Annotated in this window: 21 protein-coding genes; 11 read left to right on the top strand and 10 right to left on the bottom strand. The window is 65.3% G+C overall.

Annotation, left to right across the window (positions count from 1 at the left end; translation table 11 throughout):
- Window positions 1-111: 111 nt before the first annotated feature.
- The 4 genes from VF168_04935 to VF168_04950 form a co-directional block, all read right to left on the bottom strand.
- Window positions 112-432: a hypothetical protein gene (locus VF168_04935; GenBank protein ID HEX7003509.1), complete on the bottom strand. Its 321-nt coding sequence runs from the start codon at window positions 430-432 to the stop codon at window positions 112-114.
- A gap of 28 nt (window positions 433-460) precedes the next feature.
- Window positions 461-859, bottom strand: coding sequence for a FixH family protein (locus VF168_04940; GenBank protein HEX7003510.1), 399 nt, complete (start codon window positions 857-859; stop codon window positions 461-463).
- Between the two features lie 121 nt (window positions 860-980).
- Entirely contained in the window at window positions 981-3701 is a 2721-nt protein-coding gene (locus VF168_04945; GenBank protein HEX7003511.1) for a DUF4062 domain-containing protein, read from the bottom strand.
- 94 nt (window positions 3702-3795) lie between these two features.
- Entirely contained in the window at window positions 3796-5514 is a 1719-nt protein-coding gene (locus VF168_04950) for an NAD-dependent malic enzyme (GenBank protein HEX7003512.1), read from the bottom strand.
- Here VF168_04950 and VF168_04955 point away from each other — a divergent pair.
- From VF168_04955 to VF168_04990, 8 genes are all read left to right on the top strand, one after another.
- Window positions 5513-5671 carry a hypothetical protein gene (locus tag VF168_04955; GenBank protein HEX7003513.1) on the top strand — a complete coding sequence of 53 codons (159 nt, stop codon included), beginning with the start codon at window positions 5513-5515 and terminating at the stop codon, window positions 5669-5671. The genes VF168_04950 and VF168_04955 overlap by 2 nt on opposite strands.
- A gap of 12 nt (window positions 5672-5683) precedes the next feature.
- Window positions 5684-7309 (top strand): ATP-binding protein, encoded by a 1626-nt coding sequence (locus VF168_04960; GenBank protein HEX7003514.1) that lies wholly within the window; start codon window positions 5684-5686, stop codon window positions 7307-7309.
- A 171-nt stretch (window positions 7310-7480) separates the two neighbouring features.
- The gene (locus VF168_04965; GenBank protein HEX7003515.1) at window positions 7481-8287 is read left to right on the top strand and encodes a TIGR00282 family metallophosphoesterase; all 807 of its coding nucleotides are present in this window, start codon (window positions 7481-7483) and stop codon (window positions 8285-8287) included.
- Entirely contained in the window at window positions 8284-9774 is a 1491-nt protein-coding gene (locus VF168_04970; protein ID HEX7003516.1) for an ABC transporter substrate-binding protein, read from the top strand. The genes VF168_04965 and VF168_04970 overlap by 4 nt, the downstream gene beginning before the upstream one ends.
- 47 nt (window positions 9775-9821) lie before the next feature.
- Window positions 9822-10760: an ABC transporter permease gene (locus VF168_04975; GenBank protein ID HEX7003517.1), complete on the top strand. Its 939-nt coding sequence runs from the start codon at window positions 9822-9824 to the stop codon at window positions 10758-10760.
- A complete protein-coding gene (locus tag VF168_04980) occupies window positions 10757-11554 on the top strand; it encodes an ABC transporter permease (protein ID HEX7003518.1) in 798 nt (265 codons plus the stop codon). Before VF168_04975 ends, VF168_04980 begins: the two co-directional genes overlap by 4 nt.
- Window positions 11555-11702: 148 nt before the next feature.
- The gene (locus VF168_04985; GenBank protein HEX7003519.1) at window positions 11703-12104 is read left to right on the top strand and encodes a four-helix bundle copper-binding protein; all 402 of its coding nucleotides are present in this window, start codon (window positions 11703-11705) and stop codon (window positions 12102-12104) included.
- Between the two features lie 105 nt (window positions 12105-12209).
- Window positions 12210-12503, top strand: a complete 294-nt coding sequence (locus VF168_04990; protein HEX7003520.1) for a DUF1905 domain-containing protein — start codon at window positions 12210-12212, stop codon at window positions 12501-12503.
- Here VF168_04990 and VF168_04995 read toward each other — a convergent pair.
- The gene (locus VF168_04995) at window positions 12500-13693 is read right to left on the bottom strand and encodes a GGDEF domain-containing protein (protein ID HEX7003521.1); all 1194 of its coding nucleotides are present in this window, start codon (window positions 13691-13693) and stop codon (window positions 12500-12502) included. The genes VF168_04990 and VF168_04995 overlap by 4 nt on opposite strands.
- A 124-nt stretch (window positions 13694-13817) precedes the next feature.
- Here VF168_04995 and VF168_05000 point away from each other — a divergent pair, with 124 nt between their 5' ends.
- Both VF168_05000 and VF168_05005 read left to right on the top strand, forming a co-directional pair.
- A complete protein-coding gene (locus VF168_05000; protein ID HEX7003522.1) occupies window positions 13818-14753 on the top strand; it encodes a DUF1338 domain-containing protein in 936 nt (311 codons plus the stop codon).
- 71 nt (window positions 14754-14824) lie between these two features.
- The gene (locus tag VF168_05005) at window positions 14825-15754 is read left to right on the top strand and encodes a hypothetical protein (GenBank protein HEX7003523.1); all 930 of its coding nucleotides are present in this window, start codon (window positions 14825-14827) and stop codon (window positions 15752-15754) included.
- Window positions 15755-15805: 51 nt separating this feature from the next.
- Here VF168_05005 and VF168_05010 read toward each other — a convergent pair whose 3' ends face one another.
- Together VF168_05010 and VF168_05015 are read right to left on the bottom strand one after the other, a co-directional pair.
- Complete coding sequence (locus VF168_05010) at window positions 15806-16666, bottom strand: acyl-CoA desaturase (protein HEX7003524.1); 861 nt, start codon at window positions 16664-16666, stop codon at window positions 15806-15808.
- A 195-nt stretch (window positions 16667-16861) separates the two neighbouring features.
- Window positions 16862-17077 carry a cold-shock protein gene (locus VF168_05015; GenBank protein HEX7003525.1) on the bottom strand — a complete coding sequence of 72 codons (216 nt, stop codon included), beginning with the start codon at window positions 17075-17077 and terminating at the stop codon, window positions 16862-16864.
- 296 nt (window positions 17078-17373) lie between these two features.
- Here VF168_05015 and VF168_05020 point away from each other — a divergent pair, with 296 nt between their 5' ends.
- A complete protein-coding gene (locus VF168_05020; protein HEX7003526.1) occupies window positions 17374-17733 on the top strand; it encodes a hypothetical protein in 360 nt (119 codons plus the stop codon).
- A 288-nt stretch (window positions 17734-18021) separates the two neighbouring features.
- Here the strand turns inward: VF168_05020 and VF168_05025 are convergent, their stop codons facing one another.
- From VF168_05025 to VF168_05035, 3 genes are all read right to left on the bottom strand, one after another.
- Window positions 18022-18480 (bottom strand): response regulator, encoded by a 459-nt coding sequence (locus VF168_05025; GenBank protein ID HEX7003527.1) that lies wholly within the window; start codon window positions 18478-18480, stop codon window positions 18022-18024.
- A 135-nt stretch (window positions 18481-18615) separates the two neighbouring features.
- Window positions 18616-19587: a hypothetical protein gene (locus VF168_05030; GenBank protein ID HEX7003528.1), complete on the bottom strand. Its 972-nt coding sequence runs from the start codon at window positions 19585-19587 to the stop codon at window positions 18616-18618.
- A 147-nt stretch (window positions 19588-19734) separates the two neighbouring features.
- The gene (locus VF168_05035) at window positions 19735-19896 is read right to left on the bottom strand and encodes a hypothetical protein (protein HEX7003529.1); all 162 of its coding nucleotides are present in this window, start codon (window positions 19894-19896) and stop codon (window positions 19735-19737) included.
- Window positions 19897-19938: the final 42 nt, after the last annotated feature.

The following is a 19938-nucleotide window of genomic DNA, read 5'->3' on the forward strand; positions in this document are numbered from 1 at the left end:
CGCTAGGCGGGTAGATTCCTTGGATCGGTGGACGTTACCGTATCGTCCCTGTGGGGCCGGTCGACGGCTCGCGGGGCGATCCGGGTTCAGGGTCGTGGGCCGTTCTGCTGTTCAGCTGGGCGAAGGCGGTGCCCTGATGCCACGAGCGGCGTGCAGCACGCTTTCGTCGTGTGCCGCTAGGGGCCGGGCGATCGACTTCGTTGGTGCTGTGAAGGTTGCCTCGACGGCTACCAGGGCAGCGGTTATCGCACCCGCCATCACGCCGGTCAACTGGTGGACATGGGCAGGTTGATCGTCCGGATGCCAGTGACCGAACTCCAGTCCGGCCGCCACCCAGGGGGCAGCGAGGAGACCGGAGGTCAGCACCATGACGAGGTAGACGAGCGCTCCGGCCTGCCAGGCCCGCGAGCCGCTCAGGACGTTCAACCGCACCGTCAACCCCTCGCCCGGTTCGATGAGTTCACCTTTGCTCCACGCTCAGCGCCCGGGCTGCACGCAACTCTTCGCCGTTCTCGAGGGAAACCTGGGCGCTAACGATCCAGTCGCCCGCCATGTTGAACCCGAACTCGTCACTGACGTAGAGGCCCGGTTCGACCTCCGAAGCCTGGGTTACGACCGGCACCATGCCGGCGTGAGTCATCTCGCCGATCACTTCCACTGACGCACCCGTTACACCGGCGCCGTCACGTTCCACGGTCACTCTCACCGGTGCCGCTCCCACGGTCGCTTCGCCGTCGATGGTCAACTCGACCGTCACGCCCGCCTTGGTCGCCTCACCCGTCGCGCTCGCCGCCGCACTCTCCGGGGGCTTGCAAGCCGCCAGAAGGCTCAGCAACGCGATCACTGCGAGGAGCCGCATGCCCGGATGCTAGCATGCTGTCTCCGGGACCTTAGTCCCCGCTCCTACGCCACTCCGTCGGTCCCGCTCCTAGCGCGCTCCGTTAGTCCCCGCTCCTACGGCTCCCCGTCGGTTCCAGCTCCTACGGCACCCCGTCGGTTCCCGCTCCTACCGCATCGTCGCCGCGAGCCGGCGGTCGCGCAGCCCGTTCGTTCTGCAGAGACCTCGCCAAGGTTGCGACCCCCTCGGGGCTCAGCCTCGAGCCTTCGCGGCGCCGCGCCTCGATCACCGTGGCGTCCAGCCCGTTCCCGAGCCGCCGCAGATGGCCGGCGTAGAGCGTCTCCTCGGCGGGGCTCATTGGCGCATGAACCAGATCGCGTAGTGCTTCGGCTGCGCCGAGGAGCGTTGCGCCCTCCTCCAGCCGCCCGCGGTCGATAGCAAGGCAGGCCAACCCCTCCAGGCAGCATGCCAGGTACCACTTGTTGCGAAGCTCCTCCGAGTAGCGGACCGCCTCATCGAGCAGCGAGTAGGCCCGTTCCCCATCCCCGCCCGCCAGGGCCGCCATCGCCAGGTTGTGGAGGATGAGGACGAGGGCGCTCCTGTCCCCATGTCGGCGGAAGAGCGCGGCACTCCTGTCGAGCTTGTCGATCTCCTCGGCCGCTCGGCCCTGGAAGGCCGCCAGCCGCCACAGGTAGTGCAGTACGTGCGCCTGACCCCACCAGTCCTCGAGTTCGCGATAGAGGCGGTAGGCCTCGTCGAACGTCGTTGCCGCTTCGCTCAGATCCCCCGAGTAGAGGGCGACGAGGCCGAGGCCCAGGAGCGCCGTCGCCTCCGTGTGCCTGTCGCCCACCTTGCGACTCAACTCGACCGATGTCCGGGCCCGCTCGCGCGACGCCTGGTACTCGCCCTGCACCAGAGCCATCGCGCCAGCGACGAAGTTCGCGTCGGCCAGTTGCGACTCGCTCAACCCGTGATCCGCCTCGAGCACGCTCTCCAGCCAGTGCCGCCCCTCGTTCTGGTGCCCGCGGATCCACCAGTAGGGCCACAGATTGGAGCCCATCCTCACCACCAGTGCGTACTCACCGTCGGTCAGAGAACGCCTCAATGCCGCGCGCAGGTTGGGATGCTCACGCGAGAGGGTCTCGAGCCACTGCGGCTGCTCGAGGCCCCTCAGTTCGGGGGCTGCTTTCTCGGTCAGTTGCAGGTAGTAGTTGGCGTGCTTGCGACGTAGCTGCTGCGCTTCGGCGGAGGTGCGCCACAACTCCTGGGCGTACTCACGTACCGTTTCGAGCAGGTAGAAACGCGGTTCATCCTCGTTCAGCTGATGCCTTAGCAGGCTCTTGTCGGCCAGGGAGAAGAGCACCTCGACGATCTCCACCCCCTCGAGGTCGTCGTTCACCGCCTCTGCCGCCTCGAGCGTGAAGCTGCCGACGAAGAGTCCGAGCCGCGCGAACACCAACCGTTCGTTCCCGTCCAGGAGGTCGTAGCTCCAGTCGAGCGTGTGCCTGATGGTCTGCTGCCGGTCCGGCAGGTCCCGGGGACCACCGGTGAGCAGATCGAGACGCCGATCGAGCTTCTTCAGGAGTGTCTTGGGCGGGAGGAACTTGGCGCGAGACGCTGCCAGTTCGATGGCGAGCGGAAGGCCGTCGAGTCGCCGGCAGATCTCGGCGACCACGGCAACATCCTGCCCCCGCTGATCGAAATCGGGGGCTACCGACCTCGCCCGCCTGTAGAAGAGCGTGACGGCTTCGCTGCCAGTCGCCGTCTCGGCCGGCTCGTCGCGGTCAGGGAGCTCGAGGGTGGGCACGGCGAACTCGTGCTCGGAGGAGAGGCGGAGCACCGAGCGGCTGGTGACCAGCACCTTCAGCCCGCTCGCGGAGCTCAGCAGCTCGGCGACGAGGGGCGCCGCGTCGAGCACCTGCTCGAAGTTGTCGAGCAGCAGCAACGCCCGCTTGTTCCTCAGGAACCCCTTGATGCTGTCCAGCGCCGGGCTGCCACTGCCCGCGGCCAGGCCCAACGCCTGGGCGATGGCGCCGGCGACGAAGTTGTGGTCGCGAATAGGCGCGAGCGGCACGAAGTAGACGCCATCGGCGAACTCCTCCGTCAGCCCTTCGGCGACGGCCAGGCCCAGCCTCGTCTTGCCGATGCCGCCGGGCCCGCATAGCGTCACCAGCCGCACGTCGTCGGAGAGCAGCAGCCGCCTTACATCGTGTACCTGCGCCGACCGGCCCACCAGGGGCGTAGGCGGCCGCGGCAGCTCGTGGCGCTGCTGGTCGACTTCCGTATCCGATGGGGCTCCCATCTGTTCGAAGCGTTCGGTGAGGAGGAGGGCCAGGTCGTTCTCCACCAGCTCCTGGAGTTCCTCCGCATCGTTGAACGGTTTGTAGGAGGCGTTGCCGTCGAGCCGAATGGTATCCAGCAACCGCTCCAGCTCGGCTTCACGCTGTGCCGGCACCTTTACGTAGATCAGCTTGGGGCGATCGCCGCTCGAGCGGTACTCGTCCTCCAGCCCCGAGATCTCCATGTTCGGCGCCACCCAGCCGTAACGCTGCCAGTAGATGCCGATGAAGATGTGGCTCTGCTCGAGGTACGCGCGGTAGAGCTCGCGCGGCGGGTGGGGTCTGGCGCCCAGTTCGAAGAGCACGGGCGCGAGTCTGAGGTTCGAAATCCCCTTCTGTACGGCACGCCGTTCTGCCGCGAGCTCTTCGAGCGTGGAGCTGACGAACACGCGCAACCGCTGGTCGGGGGTGCGTATCGACTGAGCGCGTACCCCGTCCGTCCGCAGATCAGGAGTGACGGCCGGCGAACCGCCATCGGATAGAGCCATAGAGCGTCCCTGCCCCTGCTGAATTCCGCCCGACAAGAAAGAGTCGATGAGTTCGGGTCTGCTGAGCTGGGATTCTACCAGGCGGGAGGCACACAGATACAGGAGCGAACGCTCAATCTCTGCCTACGGTTCAACCGTTGGGGCGGCGGCGGATAGGGAGGTAGCGGGGGCGCCACAGATGGGACTCGACGAACTCCTCCAGACCCCCTGCCGGCAGCTCCCGTTCGACGACGCCCTCCTCCCTGGCGGCCTCGAGGACAGCCGTGGCCACCCGCTTGCTGGCGCTCGCCAGCTTGTCGATCCGCGGGTAGACGGCGCCCTGGCTCAACCTGCCCGCGTCGACGTACTCGGACAGTGCGAGCGCTGCCGCGGTGATCATCCCCTGGGTCACCCTTCGCACCGCGCCCAGGAGCGCCGCCAGGCCCAGGCCCGGGAAGATGAAGGCGTTATTGCCCTGTCCGATAGGGTGCCGGCTACCGCCGTAGAGGACCTCGGGGAAAGGGCTGCCAGTGGCGACTACGGCCCGCCCGGCGGTCCACTCGTAGACGTCTTCCGGTACCGCTTCGCTGTTGGCGGTGGGATTCGACAGGGCGAACACGACCGGGTAGGGCGTGTTGCGATCGACCGCCGTCACGACCTCGCGGTCGAAGGCGCCTCGTTGGCCGGAAAGGCCCACGAGGACCGTCACCTTGCCCTCGACTACGGTCTCCAGCAGGGTCGGTATCCTTCCATCCACCCGCCAGCCCGCCACCCTCGCGGGTTCGTGGGCGAACTCGAGCTTGTAAGGCTCGAGGCCCGGGCGATCGGTCATGATCAGGCCCTTCGAATCGATGACGAATATCCTCTCACGGGCCTCTCTCTCGTCGAGGCCCTCGCGCCGCATGCCCGCTGCAATCTGTCTGGCGACCCCGATACCGCCCGCACCGGCGCCGTGGATCAACACCACCTGGCGAGACAGCGGTTGCTGGCTCCTCCGGCCGGCCGCAAGGAGACCGGCGAGCACGACCGCGCCGGTTCCTTCGATATCGTCGTTGAAGGAGGGAAGGACCGCCTTGTAGCGGTCGAGGACGTCGAACGCCTTCTGCTTGCTGAAGTCCTCCCATTGCAGCAGGGCGTGCGGGAAGCGACGCCGCAGCGCCTCGACGAAACGTCCAACGAAATCGTCGTAGGCCTGACCCGTAAGCCGTTCGTGCCTCACACCCAGGTAGAGCGGGTCGTCGAGGAGGTCCTGGCGGTTCGTCCCCACGTCCAGTTCGACGGGCAGCGTCGTCGCCGGATCGATCCCAGCGGCGGCCGTGTAGATCGACAGTTTGCCGATGCAGATAGCCATCCCGCCGAAGCCCTGATCACCGATGCCCAGGATCCCCTCGGAATCCGTGGCCACGAGCAAGCGGACGTCGGGGATCGGGAGGTGCCCTAGCAACTGGTCGATGCGGTCTATGTTCCTCGTGCTCACCACCAGGCCGCGAGGGAAACGGTAGATGCGGCTGAACTGCTGGACCGCGAGCGCCACCGTTGGTGTGTAGATGATCGGCAGCATCTCCTCGAGGTGCCGTTCGAGGAGAGCGTAGAAGAGGATCTCGTTCCGGTCCTGCAGCATCCTCAGGAAGATGTGGCGCCCCAGGTCGGTATGGGAATCACGGAAGTTGCCGTATGCACGCTCGACCTGCTCATCGAGGGTGGACACGTGCGCCGGGAAGAGGCCGGAGAGGCTGAACTCCTGCCGCTCCTCCTCGCTGAACGCGGTGCCCTTGTTGAGCAGGGGGAGACGGGTGAGCACCAGACCCGGAAGATCGGTTTCGAGGTAGGGGTTGCCGTCGGGATCGACGCGGCGGTGGAACTGCTTCATGACGAGGCAGTCTACCTGCCTGCGAACCGAGTCCTTCCGTCGCCGCCCCGGCGCCGCCCGAGGGGTGGACGTGGCCACCCAGGCCGGCGAGAGTGGTTACGCGGATGAGCTGATGCTGGTGTCGGCCTACTCACCCATGCTCCCGTCGGGACTATGATGAGGAACACCAGTGGACAGAGACGTCGAGGGGCAACAGCGAACGGGAGCGGGTATCTCCGAGTGGCGGGGGGGCAATGCCGAACGGCCGGACCTGCTGGAGATCTACCGGCAGGTACTGACCGAGTGCGATATGGCTTTCTTCAGGTGTCGGGTCCTGCTTGACGACGAGGGGAGGCCGGTCGACTACCTTTTCCTGGAGACGAATCCGCGCTTCGAGGAGTTCACGGGACTCGCGAACGCCGACGGGAAGACGGGCCTGGAGCTGGTACCCGACCTCGAGTCGCACTGGATCGAGCTATACGGTCGTGTGGCACTCACCGGTGGACCGGTGCGCTTGCAGGAGGGGTCGGCCGCTGTCGATCGTTGGTGGGAGGTGCACGCGTTCCGGGTCGGCGAGCCGGAGGACCTGGAGGTAGCCGCCTTCTTCAGGGACCTCACCGAGAGCCACAAGGCCGAGAAGGAGAAGCGGGAACTCGCCCGGGCGCTGGAGACCGAGAGAGCCCGACTGATGCGGGTCTTCGATAAGGCGCCGGCCGCGATTGCCACACTGAGTGGGCCGGAGCACCGCTTCGAGATGGCCAACCCGATCTACCGACAGCTGGTGGGCCACCGCGAGCTGCTGGGCAAGACGGCGCGAGAGGCGTTCCCCGAACTTGCGGACGAGGGGTTCTTCGAACTACTCGACAACGTCTACGCGAGCGGGGAGGCGTATGTGGGCCGAGGGATCCGGGTGCCGCTCCAGCCGGAGCCGGACGCTGAACCGGTCGAACGGTATCTCGACTTCGTATACACGCCCCTCTTCGGACCGAACGAGGAGGTAACGGGCATCTTCGCTCATGCCGTGGACGTCACCGAGCACAAGTTGGCTCTGAAAGAGCTGGCCCGGGCGCACGACGAGACCGAAAGGCGGGTCGAGGAGCGCACGAGAAGACTCAGCTCGCTCAATGCCGAACTGATGCGGCTCAACGACGAGTTGGAGTCGTTCACCTACAGCGTTTCGCACGATTTGCGGGCGCCACTCAGGGGTATTGACGGGTTCACTCAGGTGTTGCAGGAGGACTACGGTCACCAGCTCGACGAGACCGCCCTCAGCTACCTCGAACGGGTTCGAGCCGGCGCTTCCCGTATCGGCAGCATCATCGACTCGTTGCTCAGCCTCTCCCGCTTGCAACGTTCAGAACTGAAGCGAGTACCGCTCAACCTCACCCGCAAGGCCAGAGAAACCATCGAACGGCTCCGCCAGGAGGAGCCCGACCGGGTGGTGGATGTTCGGATCGAACCGGGAGTGACGGCCTCGGGTGACTCTGACATGCTCCGTGTCGTCCTCGAGAACCTGCTGGGTAACGCCTGGAAGTTCACCCGCAAGGCTCACGAACCGACGATCGAGTTCGGGGTCGAGGAGGTCGATGGCCAACACCGCTACTTCGTGCGCGACACCGGCGCCGGCTTCGAAGGCCAGTTCGCCCACAAACTGTTCCTGCCGTTCCAGCGGCTCCATGCGCAGCACGAGTTCGAGGGGACCGGCATCGGTCTGGCGACCGTACAGCGGGTGATCGAACGCCACGGCGGCAAGATCTGGGCAGAGGGCGAACCGGGGAAAGGGGCTGCCTTCTACTTCACGCTAGGCGACGACTGAGGCGGCCGACCCGGCAGTGGAACCGAATACCAGTGAGAGCGAGCCGCAGATCTCCTGGCCTCTCGAGGAGGCCGTTCCGGTGGCCTCGGAGTGGTATGGTGCCTCCAACCACAAACAGGGCGAGGCAACCTCCCGAACGGCCCCCTTCGCCCTCCTGACTGCGAGGTTGACGTGAAGATCCTTTTCATCGGAGATATCGTCGGTGCGAGCGGACTCGAGTTCCTCGAGGAGCATCTCCCGCACCTGCGTGCCCGCTACGCCCCCGATTTCATCGTCGCGAACGCGGAGAATCTCTCCATCACAGGCACGAACCCCGTCTCCGGATGCGGAATGGCGAGCGAGGACATCAACCGCCTCTTCGGAACCGGAGTAGACCTCGTCACCGGCGGGAATCACTCCTGGGACGGTCCTGCGGCCGAGGCCGTCCACTGCGACCCGCGGGTGCTGCGCCCGCTCAACTATGGACCCAGGGCTCCCGGCAGAGGAGCGGCCGTCCTCGAGAAGAACGGATCGCGGCTGGGCGTGGTGAACCTCGCGAGCAGGACCGCCCTCGCTTACGTCGATCAACCTCACGACGTCCTCGAACGCCAGCTCGACGACTGGAACGGCGACACCGACGCCGTGTTGGTCGACTTCCATGGTGAGTCGGTCAGCGAGAAGCAGATCTTCGCCTGGTCGTTCGCCGGCCGCGTCGCGGCAGTAGTGGGCACCCATACTCACGTGGCGACCCTCGACAGTCGTGTCCTGCCGGGCGGGACCGCCTTCGTTACGGACGTCGGGATGACCGGTCCCAGCGGGGGCATGCAGGGGTACGATCCTGAACTCTTCCTGGATGTCATCAGGACTCGGTTGCCCAGCCGGAAGGCGGGGAAACTGGCGAGCGGACCGGTCGAACTGGGAGCGGTACTGATTCAGCTCGATGGCGGCAAGGCAACTGCGATCGATAGGATTCGCACACCGAAAGGGGAATTGGCATGAAAAGACCCGTCGGACTCCTCCTCTCGCTCCTCGTCTCGGCCGCACTCTGCGGCGTGGGTCTGGCTCAGGAACTCACCCTGGCCGCAGCGGCTCAACCCGAAACGCTCGATCCACAGGTCACGGCCGCCACTTCATCGTTCCAGTCCACGAAGTCGCTCTACGACACGCTCGTCGAGGTAGCCCCCGACGGGGAGATCGTAGCCGCCCTGGCCGAGTCGTGGGAAGTCGCCGAGGATGGATCTACAGTGACCTTCCACCTCACCGACGCGACCTTTCACGATGGCACGAGCTTCGACAGTGCGGACGTGAAGGCCAGTATCGAACGGATCGCCGACCCGGCTACGGGCTCTCCCAAGGCCAGCGAGTTCGCCACCATCAGCGAGATCGAGACTCCGGACGAGAACACCGTGGTGCTCCACCTCTCCGAGCCCACGCCCGCTCTTCTCGCCACCCTCGCCTCCGGCTGGGGCGCGATGCTCCCCTCCGAGAAGGTCGCGAGTGGGCACGACTTCGGCAACATGCCGGTGGGCACGGGTCCGTTCGTTCTGGACGAGTGGGTGCGTGACAGCTTCCTCCGACTCGATCGTTTCGAGGATTACTACAAGGGGCCGGTCGGCCTCGAAACCGTCACTATCCGTTTCGTTCCCGACAGCGCTGTCCAGCTCCAGGGGCTCATCACCGGCGAGTTCGATGTCATCGACACCGTTGCCTCGGCCGACTACGGAACCGTCGAGTCGAACCCCGACCTGGAACTGGTGAGGGAGCCTTCCGGCCTCGTCCTCGTAGGCACGATCAACAACCGGCGCGAGTACCTCGACGATCCCCAGGTTCGTCAGGCGCTCAACTACGCGGTCGACAAGCAGGTCGTGCTCGACGTCGCGTACGGTGGCGGCGAGCCGGTCGGTACCTTCATGGAGGTTGGAAGCCCCTGGCTCCCCGACTCGATCGGCCACTTCGCCTACGATCCCGAGCGGGCCGAGGAGATGCTGGCGGAAGCCGGCGTGCCTGAGGAGTTCACGCTCGATATCGTGTTGCCGCAGCCCTACCCGACCCACATAACCGCCGGGCAGATAGTACAGGACATGTTGGGTGACGTAGGGATCGAGAGCGAGATCAGGATCGTCGAATGGGGCGTCTGGTTGGCCGAGGTCTACGGCGGGCAGCACGACTTCGACATCACCGTCATCGGCCATACCGGGAAGCTCGACCCCACCGGCAGGCTCGACGGGTACGGCGACCCCGACAACAACTACGCCGGTTACGACAACGAGGAAGTAGTGGAGCTGCTGGACAGGGCGGCCAGCACCTCCGACGTCGAGGAGCGCCGAGAGCTCTACGCTCAGGTGCTCACCCTGATGCACGAGGAGGCGCCGTTCATATACTTCGGCACGCCTTTCCGTACCTATGCCGCTCGAGCCAACGTTTCGGGGTTCTGGATCACCCCCCTCCTGGACACCTTCGATTTCCGGGATGTGAGAATCGACTGACATCTGCGGGGGGCCCGGCGTGACCGCTCGGCCCCCTCCGGAACCTGATGCTGGGCTACCTCACGCAACAGACGATCAGCTTCGTCATCACACTCTTCCTGGTCCTGACTCTGGTGTTCTTCGGGGTGCGCGCGCTGCCCGGCGATCCCGCCACCATCCGAGGCGGGCTCGACGCCTCCCAGGAGGAGATCCAGCTCATCCGCAAGTCGCTTGGTCTGGCAGGCCCGCTCGTGCAGCAGTTCGGCGACTACTGGGCGTCGCTCGCCCGAGGCGATCTGGGTCGGTCGATCCGTGAGCAGAGAGGGGTGAGCCGGATCCTCAGCGAACGCCTGCCCGTCACCCTCAGGCTCGCAAGCATGGCGTTCGCTCTCTCGCTCGTCGTCGGTGTGGGCCTGGGAGTGGTGGCCGCCTTCAGGCAGAACGGCGCGGGTGACCGGCTCATACTCGGCTACACAACCGTGGGGCTGGCGCTGCCCGAGTTCTGGCTCGGCTTCCTGCTGATCCTCCTCTTCGCCGTGGAACTGCGCTGGTTCCCGCTCATCGGCTACTCGGCCGATCCCACGTTCGGCAGCTTCCTCTACTACCTCTTCCTGCCGGCGCTGACACTCGCCATCCCCCGGGCAGCGCAACTCGCCCGTCTGTCCCGCGCCCTGCTCCTCGAGGAGCGACGCTCCGACTACGTGCGGACGGCACGCAGCAAAGGGGTGAGGTCCCTGGCGCTCGTCCGCCACGTGGCAGCGAACGCCCTGCCGGGGCTGCTCCCGCTGCTCGCCCTGGAGCTCGGCGGCCTCCTCACCGGAACCATCGTCGTCGAGCAGGTGTTCGGACTACCCGGACTGGGGCTCACCATCCTCGGCGCCATCTCGGCCCGCGACTACCCCGTAGTCCAGGGGATAACCGTGCTCGCCGTGGTCATCTACATGGCCATCAACTGGTTGGCCGACCTGGGCCAACTCATCGCAGACCCCAGGCTCCGGTACCAGTGAGACGAGCGCGCCTGGGCCTCCTGCTTCTCGGGTTGATCGCCCTGGCCACCATCGTTGGGCCCGGCCTGATGCCCTACGATCCGGTCGAACCCGATTACCGCGCTCTTTACGCCCCACCCTCCCTGGAACACCCGTTGGGAACGGACGGACTGGGCCGCGACGTGCTCACGCGCGCCTTGGCGGGGGGCCGAGTGTCGCTGGCGGTCGCGACCGGCGGAACCCTCCTTGCGCTCGTATCGGGCCTGATGCTCGGCGTCTTCGCAGCCCAGGCTGGAGGTGCCTTGGAGACGTCGCTGGTGCGGCTCTTCGACGCCGTGCTCGCTTTCCCTGGCTTCCTCCTGGTCCTGTTGGCCGTCGTAGCGCTGGGCGGTGGGGCTCTGCAGACCATCCTCGCGCTCGGCCTCGCCGGGTCCCCCCTCTACTTCAGACTGTCGCGCGCCTACGCTCACAAGGGTCTGGTTGCCGAGTATGTGGTGGCGGGAGAGGCGCTCGGGGCGACCCGCCAACGGCTCCTCGTCAAGTACGTGGTGCCGAACTTCCTGGGACCACTGCTGGTGCAGGGTGGGAGCACGGTCGCCACCTTCCTGCTGGTGGAGGCCTCGCTCAGCTACCTCGGACTGGGGGTGCCGCTTCCTACGCCAAGCTGGGGGAACGTCCTCCAGGACGCTCGATCGTTTCTCACCCGGCAGCCGTGGGCGGCGTTGGGACCCGGCATCTTCCTTGCCCTGGCCGCACTGAGCCTGCAGATGATCTCCGACGGCTTGCGCGACGGCTTCGACAAGAGCGGTCGCTGACCGCCGTCCTCCGCTTCTCAAAGCCTGAGCCCACAGGAGGGGTGTGCGCAGAGGACCGAGCACGGGCCGGCGCGCCCCTTCGCTTCCCGCATCGGCTCACGGTCGGTGAGACCGCCAGCGGGTGTAGTGGCCGTGACGGGAGGAACGGATGCGGCATACGGCGGATATCTTGGCTAGCCACCCCAATGGAAGGAACGAGCTCGAGGCGGTGCAGGCCTCCATCGAAGCCTGCTTCGACTGCGCCCAGGCCTGCACCTCCTGCGCGGACGCCTGCCTGGGAGAGGAGAACGTGCAGGCGATGGTCAGGTGCATCCGGCAGAACCTAGACTGCGCCGATGTGTGCCAGGCAACGGGCAGGCTCGCGTCGCGGCAGACGGAGACGAGCGACGAACTGCTACGGGCTCAGTTGCAGGCTTGCGTCACGGCGTGCCGCGTCTGCGCGGCCGAGTGCGAGAAACACTCGGCGATGGAGCACTGCCGGGTTTGCGCTCGTGCCTGCCGCAACTGCGAGGAGGCGTGCCAGGCTCTCCTCCAGGTGCCCGAAGCTTGACGCGAGGTCAGGCGGCTCACTACTATCCGGTTCATGTTCGGCTCGCGACAGGTACCGCTTTCCGATCCCGGCATCTGCGGGACGATGGGTTAGTCGGCGGGCAGGGTGGAACTCAGCTTCAGCGGGACGATCTGGTACTGGCGCGGCCCGGCCCCCTTCTACTTCGTTACCGTTCCTCCGGACGAGTGCGAGGTATTGCAGGCGGCCTCGAGATTCGTCACCTACGGCTGGGGCATGATCCCCGCACGGGTTCGAGTCGGCAGTACCGAGTGGGAGACCTCGCTCTGGCCGAAGGAGGGACTCTACGTCGTTCCCTTGAAGGCTAGCGTCAGGAAGGCGGAGAATCTGGCGGAGGGCCAGGATGTCGAACTGCGGCTGTTCGTGGGCGCCGTCGCTTAGCGCTGGCCCCTCCGCAGTTCTAGTGGACCCGTGCTGATCGGACCCTGGACGCCAGTAAGCAAGCCGTCCCGCTTCCGCTTCTCCCTGTAGAGTTCGAGGTCCGCCTCCTTGAGGAGCAAATCGATATCGGACCCCGAGCGGAGCTGGGCTACGCCGATGCTCACACTCGTCACGTAGTTGCTCGAACTGGCGTCGGCTACCCGCTCGGCCACGCGGGTAGCCAGGGTACGCGCCTGGAACTCGTCCAAGCCTGGGAGCAGCACCACGAACTCGTCTCCACCCAAGCGGGCCGACACGTCCTCCAGGCGCAGGTTGCGCTGCAAGGTCGCCGCGATGTGCCGCAGCGTCTCGTCACCTGCATCGTGCCCCTGCTCGTCGTTTATCAGCTTGAAGTGATTGGCGTCGATGAGCAGCAACGACAGCTGCTTGCGCCGTTCTCGCGCGTCCCTGATCTCTCGAGCCGCCCTCGAGTGGAACGCTCGCCGGTTGAGAAGGCCGGTAAGAGGGTCACGCTCGGCCTGGAAGCGCAGTTCCGTTGTGGAGCGGTCGAAGTAGAGCAGATAGTAGGAGAAGACGAGGGCGGTAACCGATAGGAGCGAGGCGACGAGCACGAGACCTTGAGCAGGACTCCCTTCGGCGCTCTCGACGTTCACCCCCAGGAGCGCGGCAGCGGCTCGCACGACCAGGATGACGCAGCTTGCCAGCAGCCAGGCTGCGGTCAGCTGCCTGCCGGTGTTTCGGGCGGCTCCGCTTGGCCCGCGCAGCAGCTGGTGGGCAGCCAGGCCAAGGGGCAGGGCGACGGCCAACGACATCAGCGCTACCCGGGCGGGGAAGAGGTCGACGACGTACCTGAGCACCAGGTTGAGGGTGATGACCGGGAGTACGAGCAGGTAGTAGAGGTGCCAGCCGGGTAGCAGACCGTCGAAAAGCCTGACGCTCCGGAAGAGATGGAATACTGCGACCAGATAGGCCAGGTTGCCGAAGAGAACCGTGGCGAGGTCGGGAAGGAACTGCTCGAGAGCGAAGATCGCCCAGGAGGCGGAAGCCGCGAAACAGCCGAACGCCCACGATCTGGCGCTCCGCCTGTGCTCCACCGGAAGACGCTGGGCGAGTACCAGCAGATGGATAGCGCCTATCGCCACGAAAGCCGCCCCGGTGAGATAGATCGTTCGGGGATCGAGGTTCATCATCTAGGGGCGCGGTCCATCGGCGGGAATCATGGTACAGAGCTCGAGCCGTGAGGGTTATGCAGTTTTGCCGTTCGGAGATAGAGGCAACTGACAGATCGACCGCCGGAGTGCGAGACTCGAAACCATGTCTGGAGATGCGTCTGGAAGCGTTACTAGAACGGAAGCACTCGAACAGGTCCTCAGCGAGCTCATGCATCGTTACACCCAGCGTGTGCCCGACGTGGGGCGGGTGCTGGCTGCGCTGACCGAGGAGGGCTACATAACCTCACCGGAGGCCATCGAGAACGATCACATCGCCTTCCGCACTATGGGCGTCGCTCAGCTGGGCATCCGGTCGTTCGAGAAGATCTGGCTCCATTACGGCTACCGCCGCGAAGACCACTACCACTTCCCCGTGAAGAAGCTCGACGCCTTCTGGTACAGCCCACCGGAGCCCCGCTTCCCCAGGATCTTCGTGAGCGAACTGCGAGTTGCCGATCTGAGCGAGCCTGTTCAGGAGACCATCCGGAGCTACACCGACGAAGTTAGCACGGACCCCGTGGACGACCTCGACCTGGATGACGGCAAGGCGGTAGGCGAGTTCCTGCACCGGCCACTCTGGCGCCTCCCTAGTTGGGATGACTACCAGCTGCTCGCCAACGAGTCGGAGTACGCAGCCTGGGTCATCTACAACCGCTACTACCTGAACCACTTCACGATCTCGGTCCACAACCTGTCCGAGAAGATAGACACGATCCCCAGCTTCAACCGCTTCGTCGAGAGTCACGGGATCCGGCTCAACGATTCGGGCGGCAAGGTGAAGACGAGTTCGGACGGGCTCTTGCGGCAGAGTTCCACGGTCGCTCAGCTCGTCGATAGCGAGTTCGCGGGCGGCGATGTGCACGAGATAAGCGGCTCCTACGTCGAGTTCGCCGAGAGGCGCCCACTGCCGCGATTCGCGGATCTCCCCAAGCCTCGGCTCACGCGTGAGATGAGACGCGAGGGATTCGAGGCCGGGAACGCCGACAAGATCTTCGAATCGACCTACCGGGAGCAGACGGCAGGGCGAGCTGCCGACTAGCGGGCCACTCCTCCGATGGTAGGACGGCTCCCGCTCGCCGCTCGCGTACGATCGATGCCGTGGAAGGACCGATGAAGAGTTCGAGGCGAGTGCGGCTGCGGCCGGGAAGGGCGCTGGCGTACGGAATCTCGCTCCCCCTCCGGCTGGTGCGGGCGGCTGCTGCCTTCGTGGGCGGCACGACCACCCTGCTCACCGACACTCTCCTGCCAGGCAGCGTTCGGGGATCGAGCACTTACAGGATCACACTGGGGCTCTTTCAGTCGTTCCTCATCGAGCAGCTGGCCGGGATGAGAGCGGCGGGCGCCGCGCCGCTGCGTGACCGTTTCGTTCAGCGCAAGGCGTTGGGGAACGTCGTCGAGCTGGCGGGGCTCGCGACGGTGCGCTTCAGTCCCCTCTGGGTGTTCGCGATCGCGGCCGATGCCACCGGCGGCGGCCGGATCTACCTGGAGCGGTTGGTAGAGCACCTCAAGCGGCACGGGGTTTTGCGAGAGGATGCCGAGCCTCGCGAGTTGGTGGACGTCCTGGACGCCGTTCAGAGCGCTAGCCAGGCGACCGCCTCGGCGGTCGACATGCCTCCCCTCTCGAGGCGAGAGCTGGAGGAGCTGGTAGCGGAGATGCGCGGTCACTACTCGAAGGTGTTCAGCGACTCGGGAGCGCTGCTCAGACATCTCGAAACCACCTGGCAGGAGATCCTCGAGGTGAGCAGACGGCAGGAGGTGCCCCTAGAGAGGGTGCTGGGAGTGATGGCGCTAGAGGCGGCGTCGTTGATGCGGAAGGGGATCGGGACGGTCGCTGCCGTGGGCGGCGCTAGCTGGAGCGTCCTCGACGAGGCTGTCATCTCCAGCTACAGGACCATACTGGGGCAGATCGCCAGCGAGGGGATCGGCCCCTACGTCACAAAGCACTACCACCCGTTCCTGAACGCGGCGCGCGCCCACTTCGACCCGCAGCGCCTCACCTCCGTGGAGAGGTGGCTGGGGGTCGAGACCGGCAGGGAGTAGTCGGCCGGAACGGCCGTGGCGCCCGCTCCTGGCGCCTACTGCTCAAGAAGGCTACTCGGCGGCTGCGGGCTCCATCGCCTTGCGCTGCAGTAGCTGTTCGGTCGGCAGTTGCACCTTGGTGACCCACCCGAGTCGCACGAACAGCCGGATCAGTTCCCAGCTCAGGTCGAACTGGCCCTTGCCAAGCCCGTGTCGCGCCGAGGTGGGGAAGGCATGGTGGTTGTTGTGCCAACCTTCACCCAGTCCGATGACGCCGACGATCGCGTTGTTGCGACTCTCGTCCGTGGTCCGGTAGGCTCGCTTCCCGAAGCTGTGACAGATCGAGTTCACGCTCCAGGTAACGTGGTGGAGCAGGAAGACACGGGCGAGACCGGCGAAGAGGACGGCGCTGATGGCCGCCTCGGTGCTGCCGCCGGTGATGGCGTAAGCCAGCACGGCCGGAGCGAGAAGCGAGAGTAGCAGCCAGAGTCCATAGAGGCTGTCGATGCGGCTCAGCCGCTTGTCCTTGAGCAGGTCTGGGGCGTAGCGCTGCGCATCGGTAGAGCCCGCTTCGAAGAGCCAGCCGATGTGGGAGTGCCAGAGGCCACCCAGCGTACCCAGCAATCCGTGGTCGTCGAACAGGTGCGGACTGTGAGGATCGCCCTCGTGATCGCTGTGCTGATGGTGTCTGCGGTGGTCAGCAACCCAGCTCAGGATCGGCCCTTGCACGGCGGCGCAGCCCGCCACGCCGAGAAGAGTCTCGAGCCAGGGAACGGCCTTGAAGCTCCGGTGCGTGAAGAGGCGGTGATAGCCGACCGTGACTCCGAAACCCGTAATCAGGTAGAAGGCCACGAAGAGAGCTATGTCAAGCCAGCCGATGCCGTTGCCCCAGAAATGGAAGAGGGCAGCTATGAAGCCCAGGAAGGGCAACACGACTACCGTGACGATCGCTGCCTTGGAAGCGGCCCATTGCCGCTCTGCCGCTGGTGCTTGGACTGTGTCTGAGATAGTTTCTCCCCCTGGCGTGCCGCGAGCGCCCGGAGGGCGCGACGCGTTGGAGCGATGAAGTCACGAGGGCGCCCGGCTGTGCCGAGCGCCCTCTTCACTTACCTGTTCGTGTTTACCGGCCTACCGGGCCGCTTCGGTCACGGTTACGTTCGCGGCCTGAAGACCCTTCTGGCCCTGCTGAACGTCGTACTGGACCTTGTCACCCTCATTGAGATCGCGGTAGCCGTCACCGGAGATCGCCGAGTAGTGGACGAAAACGTCGTTCCCGCCTTCATCCTGCTGGATGAATCCGAAGCCCTTTTCGCCGTTGAACCACTTCACTGTTCCTGTTGCCATCTTGTTCCTGTCCTAACTCTCGTTGTGCGCGATGAGATCGAGCACGAGACATCTACGGGCCGCAGCCCGAACCACAAAAAAGCCGTTGAGCTTTGGTGCAGATGAATCACTATATACCGTCATCGGGGCAGAGGGTGGTTCCAGGCGACGTGGCGGCGCGAACGACATTGATGCCGATCCCTATATCGGGAGGAGACCAGTGGAGTAATCTGGGCCAACCCCCTTCTCGCACAAGTCTGCTCATGGCGGCTCTGGCTCCCTGGCGGGGGCGGGTCGAGCGTGAGGAGTAGATCGGAATGAGTGCCTCGAGAAACCGCGTCGAAACAGGCCAACGAGACCGAAGAGAAGTGCTGGCGGGAAATCGCGGACGTTGCAGCGACTACCAGACGACGAGCCTGTTCGGACGGGAACGCGAGCCGTTCACCTGGCTCTCCGACGGGGGTCCCACCGAAGACTCCTCGCTCGAAAATCTGCTCCACGAGTACATGAGCGGAAGCGCTATCGTGCGGTTCGAAGCGCTCGAACTGCAAGACGAGGATTGGGCCGTCCAGCTCAGTGGCAACGTCAGGATCCTCTATGTCGAGTTCGACGGGCGGATCTCGAAGGTGCGGGCGTTGCTGCAGTGGGTACCGGAGGAGGCTCCGTCGAGAACCTGAACCGCTTGGCGGTCCGCGTCGGAGTAGGGAAGACGGTCAATAAGGAGGCGCCGGGATCGCTTCCCGGCGCCTCGAGTTGGTGGCACTCACTTTCTGGCTTTTTGACTGCGTTACTCACGAATGCCGATCGACATACTACACGACATGCGCCGATCTCGTGTCTCCTGCCGTACCTGGGCCGTTCGCTCCGGATCGTCATCGTGTTGAGCCGCCCTCGAGCATGGCTTGCTGCGCTACGGCTCTGGATGACGGGACCGGCCAGCTGGGAGAAGCCGTGGAGCGCAACCCTCAGAAGAGGCGCTTAGAGTGCATGTTGGAGGCGGAGGCAAGCCGGGGCTTGGCTTCTCTGCCGGCGGTGCCAAGGCCGAGCCGGCGAAGGCGCTCCCGGAACGTGGGCCAGTCGAGCGGTTTGAGCACACAGCCCTCGACTGGGGTTCCAGCTTCGGTTGCCGAGGAGAGCGGCAGGCACTCCTCTTCCGTGCCACTGAAGAGGAGTATCGGGAGGCGCTCGGTGCGGGGGTCGCAGCGGATCGAGTGAAGCAGTTCGTATCCGTCCATTCCAGGTAGGCTCGGATTGAGGAGGACGACTGCCGGCAGTGCTGCCGCGTTCGAGAGGAACTCGAGGGCCTGGAAACCGTCGTATACGGTTCGTACCTGAAGGGCGCAGCGGTTCGAACGGAGCGTTCGAAGCGTGAGCAGGACGTCGTCCTGATTGTCTTCTATGAGCAGCAGGTATGGAGAATGCAAATCGATCGTACCCCCTGGTCCTGACGGGACTGCCCGCCGGTTCGTGCGAGGGTAACAGTGAGCTGAATCACAATATAGGCGCAACTGCTATCGGGCGGGAGTGACAGATGGAATCGTCGAAAACCCCTCGCGCGCCTACGCCCGGACCGTGTCCCACCACTCGAGCACTCTCGATGCCTTGAGCGTGGTCCACCGGGATGGCGATCCCGCTCCCTCCATCTGGATCCACGCGCGTCCCGGGAGTTGCCAGTCGAGGGCCCATGTTCCGTTCTCGAGCCGTTTGGAGCGGAGGTGGGAGATGGCCTCCTCGAGTCTTGCGTCTGGTGCAGTGGCCGTCAGGAGGGAGGCAGACCGGAAGTAGTCGAGTGCGCGGAGGATGTCGTAGCGCCAGCGGTGCGGGTAGAGGAACAGGAGGAACGCCGGGTCGGCGGGCTCACCGGTGCTTAGGCGACGGAAGAGGTGGCGCTCCAGGAGGTACTCCTCACCCGAACGGCGTGCTTCGCGTGATTCAGGCGTGCCACCGGTGGCGCGCTCGTACTCGAGTAGCCCCTCGAGAACGTTGACCGTGCTGTGGAACGATGAACGAAGGGACCCGTTCTGTCGCTCGCAGTTCCAACCTCCGTCGTCGAGGCGCTCGCCGGTGAGCCTCTCGACGATGGGCGATACGTCCACGCCGAAGTAGGCTCCGTCGGCCACCGTCCTGCCGTTGATACACTCCTCGACCTCCCCCGCCCAGAAGGGTTGAGCGTCATGGTCCCAGCGGGAGTTCTCGCCGATCAGCTCGACAGTTCGTCTGGCTCTAGCAGACGCGGGATCCAAGCCCAGCTCCCGGAGTTGCGTGAGGGTGAAACTCGTTGCCGTCCAGGGCTGACCTTCCTCATGCCATTCGCGGGGTTCGAAACCGTTCGGGATGAAGGCGCCGCCTGCCCATTGGCCGTCCGTGTCCTGGTAGGAGAGCAGCCGCGCGCCCCAGCCCTCGGTTTCGACCTTGGCCCGCTCCTCGCTCCACATCTGCTCCGGCGCGTCGAGCAGGTCCCGCAATGTCTGCCACCGTATAGCCGGATCGGCCCCCAGTAGCCACTGGGCGACCGGTTCGCTTTCTCTCATGCCGCCTCCTTGCCGTTGATTCACGGTCCAACGACGCACCGGTCCGGAGATCGCGTTACCGATCGGGCCAGCGACGACCGTTCCAGCGAGTCGCCTAATCATCCCAGATTTCCGCCCGGTGCTACGGCTGAGGCCGCTGCACCCTGGTCAGCGAGGGAAGTAGTGGATGCTTATCAACTGGTTCACGATGTCCGTGCGGCCTTCGCGCAGTTGTTGCAGGTAAAGTTCGTGGTGGTGATCACACACCGGGAAGTTGGCGATCGTCTTCGTTGCCTCTCGGGAGCAGAGCATGCACTTGTTCTCTTCCACGCGTCCACTATCGGCACTGATCGGTTGGAGTCAGGTTGCTTC

This window comes from Trueperaceae bacterium (assembly GCA_036381595.1).
Lineage (GTDB): Bacteria > Deinococcota > Deinococci > Deinococcales > Trueperaceae > DASVCN01.